Raw genomic sequence first — 4313 nt, 5'->3', positions numbered from 1 at the left:
AAGAAAACTGGCCGGGCATTTTCGTCAACAAGGGCACCCGCCCTGAAGACCAGCAGCGCATTGGCGTGGGCACTTCCAGCGGCCAGTTCAAATGGGAAAGTGCAGCCGGCGACGCCAGCGAGGAAGCCGACGAGTTCGCCCGTTTCGACGTGACCGCCAAGGGCGCCAGCGCCACCGACGACTACCGCAACGAAGCCAGCACCTATGGCTACATCGTCGAGATCGACCCTTACGACAGCAGCACCCTCGCGACCAAACGTACCGCACTGGGCCGCTTCCGCCACGAAGGCTGCGCCCCGGGCCTGCCGGTGCCGGGCAAGCCACTGGTGTGGTACATGGGTGACGACTCCAACAACGAATACGTGTACAAGTGGGTGTCCAGCGCCGTGTGGGATGCCGCCGATGCCAACCCGGCCGACCGACTGGCCACTGGTGCCAAGTACCTGGACCAAGGCAAGCTGTACGTCGCCCGCTTCAATGCCGACGGTACCGGCGTCTGGCTGCTGCTGGACGTGACTACCCCCACCACTGGCGGCGGCACCTTGGGCGCGCTGTACGGCGACCTGCCGGGCATCCTGCTCAACACCCGGGGTGCCGGCGATGCCGTGGGCGCAACGCCAATGGACCGCCCGGAGTGGACCACGGTCAACCCGCTGAACGGCGACGTGTACCTGACCCTGACCAACAACAGTGCGCGCACCCCGGAGAAGGCCGATGCCGCCAACCCGCGCGGGCCGAACCGCCATGGCCATATCATCCGCTGGCACGACAGCGACGACCAGTTGAGCTTCGCCTGGGACATCTTCGTGTTTGGCGCCAACGCTGCCGGCACCGCCGACATCAACCGTTCCGGCCTCACCGAACTGAACCAGTTCGCCAGCCCGGATGGCATGAGCTTCGATAGCCGTGGCGTGCTGTGGTTCGAGACCGACAACGGCGAAAGCACTGTCACCGACTACACCAACGACCAGCTACTGGCGGTGATCCCCACCAACCTGGTGGACGCCAGCGGCAAACAGGTGCCGGTGAACGCGCAGAACCAGGTGGACCTGCGGCGCTTCTTCGTTGGCCCGAATGGTTGCGAAGTGACCGGGATTACCTTTACCCCGGACAACAAGACGCTGTTCGTCAACATTCAGCACCCAGGGAACTGGCCATGCACCGACAACGCTACGGACGCGACGCCAGCGGGTACCAAGGTAAGGCCGCGGGCTGCGACGGTGGTGATTCAGCGGGTTGATGGCGGGGAGATCGGCACCGTCTGATCCGGTGCGGTACAGCCAGCCTTGCGCTGGCTTTACTGGCCTGTTCGCGGGCACGCCCGCTCCCACAAGTTGTGTAACCCTGTGGGAGCGGGCGTGCCCGCGAATAGCCCTGATGCGGTCTAGAACTCGGCGAGCCGCCACACCTCATAGGCTGGCGCCTCGTACGGGTGGCTTTGCTTGAGCGCAGCGACGACCTGGGCTACCAGCTCGTCTGCCACCACCAGCTCCACCTTCCACTCTTCCACCACCTCGACCCGGCCCGTTTGCCCGAGAAACGGCTGGCTGCCGTCCAGCGGGCGAAACTGGCCCTGGCCCAGGGTTTGCCAGGCGCAGTGGTCATAGTCGCCGATGCGCCCGCCACCAGCGGCGAACACAGCGGCCTTGACCACGTCGACATGGCTGGCGGGGACGAAGAAGGCGAGCTTGTACACGCCTTAGTTCACCCACACCCGCGCATTGCGGAACATGCGCATCAGCGCGGCATCTTCGTGCCACTCGTCAGGGCGCCAGGAGTTCTGCACGGCGCGGAACACCCGCTCCGGGTGCGGCATCATGATGGTCACGCGACCGTCGCGGCTGGTGAGGCCGGTGATACCGCGCGGCGAGCCGTTCGGGTTGGCCGGGTAGGCTTCGGTGACCTTGCCGTGGTTATCGACATAGCGCAGGGCCACGCAACCGGACATGTCGGCGGCCAGCAGCGCTTCTTCGCTGGCGAACTCGGCATGGCCTTCACCGTGGGCGATGGCAATCGGCATGCGCGAACCGGCCATGCCTTGCAGGAAGATCGAGTTGGACTTCTGCACTTCGACCATGGCCACACGTGCCTCGAACTGCTCCGAGCGGTTGCGCACGAAGTGCGGCCAGTGCTCGGTGCCCGGGATCAGCTCGTGCAGGTTGGACATCATCTGGCAACCGTTGCACACGCCCAAGGCGAAGCTGTCGGTACGCTCGAAGAAGGCCTGGAAGGCATCACGGGCGCGGCTGTTGAACAGCGCCGACTTGGCCCAGCCCTCACCGGCGCCCAGCACGTCACCGTAGGAGAAACCACCGCAGGCCACCAGGCCCTTGAAGGCCTCGAAGTCGACGCGGCCGGCAAGGATATCGCTCATGTGCACGTCGATGGCGGCGAAGCCGGCGCGGTCGAAGGCTGCAGCCATTTCAACCTGGCCGTTGACGCCCTGCTCACGCAGGATGGCCACTTGCGGGCGCACGCCTTTCTTGATGTACGGTGCGGCGATGTCGTCGTTGACGTCGAAGCCCAGCTTGACCGACAGGCCCGGGTTGTCTTCCTCGAGCAGCAGGTCGAATTCCTGGTCGGCGCAGTCGGCGTTGTCGCGCAGGCGCTGGATCTGGTAGCTGGTCTCGGCCCACTGGCGCTGCAGCATGCGGCGGTCGTCGTCGAACAGCACTTCGCCATTGAGGCTGATGGACACTTCGGCGTTATTGACCGGCTTGCCGATCACCGCCACGCAACCCTCGCCCAGGCCAGCGGCGCTGAATTGTGCCAGTACGTCGGGGGTGGCGTCCTGGCGAACCTGAATGACCGCCCCCAGCTCTTCGTTGAACAGAATGGCCGCCACATCGGCCTTGCTGTCGGTCAGCGGGTCGAGGTGCAGGTCCAGGCCGCAGTGGCCGGCAAACGCCATTTCCAGCACGGTGGCGGCCAGGCCACCGTCGGAACGGTCGTGGTAGGCCAGCAGGTGGCCATCTTCGTTCAGGCCCTGGATCACGGCGAAGAAGGCCTTGAGGTCTTCGGCGTCGTCGACATCCGGTGCCTGGGCCGCGATCTTGCCGTAGGTCTGGGCCAGGATCGAGGCGCCCATGCGGTTCTTGCCGCGGCCGAGGTCGACCAGGATCAGGTCGGTTTCACCCTTGTCCATGCGCAGTTGCGGGGTCAAGGTCTTGCGAATATCGGTGACCGGGGCGAAGCCGGTGATGATCAGCGACATCGGCGAGGTCACGCTCTTCTCGACGCCCTCGTCGCTCCACTTGGTTTTCATCGACATGGAGTCTTTGCCGACCGGAATGGTAATGCCCAGCTCCGGGCACAGCTCCATGCCGACCGCCTTGACGGTGTCGTACAAGCGCGCGTCTTCACCTGGGTGGCCGGCAGCGGACATCCAGTTGGCCGACAGCTTGACGTCGGACAGTTTCTCGATGCGCGATGCCGCCAGGTTGGTCAGCGTTTCGCCAATGGCCATGCGGCCGGATGCGGGGGCGTCCAGCAAGGCCAGCGGGGTTCGCTCGCCCATGGCCATGGCTTCACCGGTGTACACATCGAAGCTGGTGGCCGTGACGGCGCAGTCGGCAACCGGAACCTGCCACGGGCCGACCATCTGGTCGCGGGCAACCAGGCCGGTGATGGTGCGGTCGCCGATGGTGATCAGGAAGCTCTTGCTGGCCACTGCCGGGTGGTTCAGCACGCGCTGCACGGCGCTGTCCAGGTCCAGCTCGCTTGGGTCGAAATCATCGCCCAGCTCGGCTTCACGGGTGACCGAACGGTGCATGCGCGGCGGCTTGCCCAGCAGCACGTCGAGGGGCATGTCCACCGGGGTGTTGCCGAAGTGGCTGTCGCTGACGGTCAGGTGCTTTTCTTCGGTGGCTTCACCGACCACGGCAAACGGGCAACGCTCGCGCTCGCAAATGGCCTTGAAGCGCTCGAAGTCGACGGCGCTGACGGCCAACACGTAACGCTCCTGCGACTCGTTGCTCCAGATTTCGTGCGGGGCCATGCCCGGCTCGTCGTTGGGCACGTTGCGCAGCTCGAAGCGGCCACCACGGCCACCGTCGTTGACCAGCTCCGGGAAGGCGTTGGAGATGCCGCCGGCGCCCACGTCGTGGATGAAGGCGATAGGGTTGGCATCGCCCATTTGCCAGCAGCGGTCGATGACCTCCTGGCAACGGCGCTCCATTTCCGGGTTTTCACGCTGTACCGAGGCGAAGTCCAGGTCAGCCGAGCTGGCGCCGGTGGCCACCGACGAAGCAGCGCCGCCGCCCAGGCCGATCAGCATGGCCGGGCCGCCGAGCACGATGAGCTTGGCGCCGACC

General features: G+C 65.6%; 3 protein-coding genes. 1 reads left to right on the top strand and 2 read right to left on the bottom strand.

Annotation, left to right across the window (positions count from 1 at the left end; translation table 11 throughout):
* A partial coding sequence (locus tag APH30_RS26145; RefSeq protein WP_156326706.1) for a PhoX family phosphatase occupies nucleotides 1–1265 on the top strand: 1265 nt, incomplete at its 5' end.
* Between the two features lie 119 nt (nucleotides 1266–1384).
* Here the strand turns inward: APH30_RS26145 and APH30_RS26140 are convergent.
* Nucleotides 1385–1696: an NIF3 1 gene (locus APH30_RS26140; protein ID WP_009683429.1), complete on the bottom strand. Its 312-nt coding sequence runs from the start codon at nucleotides 1694–1696 to the stop codon at nucleotides 1385–1387.
* A gap of 3 nt (nucleotides 1697–1699) precedes the next feature.
* The coding region (gene purL / locus APH30_RS26135; RefSeq protein ID WP_054914149.1) for a phosphoribosylformylglycinamidine synthase at nucleotides 1700–4313 on the bottom strand (2614 nt) is incomplete at its 5' end.

The sequence above is a fragment of the Pseudomonas sp. NBRC 111127 genome (genome assembly GCF_001320345.1).
Lineage (GTDB): Bacteria > Pseudomonadota > Gammaproteobacteria > Pseudomonadales > Pseudomonadaceae > Aquipseudomonas > Aquipseudomonas juntendi.
Note: the sequence above shows the minus strand (reverse complement) of the source record. Positions and strands in the feature narration are given on the sequence as shown.